The organism is Kaistia sp. MMO-174 (assembly GCF_037147815.1).
Lineage (GTDB): Bacteria > Pseudomonadota > Alphaproteobacteria > Rhizobiales > Kaistiaceae > Kaistia > Kaistia nematophila.
Genome location: NZ_JBBCUO010000020.1, coordinates 1 through 591 on the forward strand (window position 1 = coordinate 1; position 591 = coordinate 591).

The 591-nt window shown below is 60.7% G+C and carries 2 protein-coding genes; both read left to right on the top strand.

The window, feature by feature from the left end; genetic code table 11:
* Positions 1-264, top strand: a 264-nt coding sequence (locus WFK98_RS27220) for a hypothetical protein (protein ID WP_336802521.1), incomplete at its 5' end; no start/stop codon positions are given.
* A gap of 4 nt (positions 265-268) precedes the next feature.
* Positions 269-591 (top strand): hypothetical protein (locus tag WFK98_RS27225; protein ID WP_336802522.1); only part of this gene is annotated, 323 nt, incomplete at its 3' end.

A 591-nucleotide genomic window follows, 5' to 3' on the forward strand; every position in this document is an offset into this window, starting at 1 on the left:
ACCGACATCGATTTCACCTACGAGTGGAAGGGCTACTACCCGATCATCTTCTTCTTCGGGACGTTCAACGGTGCCCAGAATGACCAGATCTACACCCTGCCATCCGACAAAGAGGTGAACACCTATGGCTCGGCCTACCCGATGTCCGGATACGTCATTACAAACTCGCCCGGTGTAGCGCAGGCGAAGATCCGACGTTGGGGCAACGCGGTCTGGGGCAATGTCTCGATCATCGTGATCGACAAGCCTGTGCCGACGGACTGATCTCATGCCGATCACCCGTGGCTACATCGGGCTGCGCGAAGGCCAGTTCGTCTTCCAGTTTTCCAAGCCCGGCTATGACGTGCTGACGGCGCCCGCTTCCGGCCTGGTCTTCGACTCGACTGCCAAGCGACTTCGGCCCCTCCTGTCGGGCATCACTGCCGCCCTGCCGACGGGAAACACGAACATCCCGCTGCCAAAGACGTTCACCGGCCTGCCGCTGATCCTCGTCGACATGTTCTACGGCGCCAGCGGCGTGCGCGGACCAGGGCGGGGGTTCGAGGTCACCTATCGCCGGGCCAGCAACTATTTCACGATCAACAACACCAC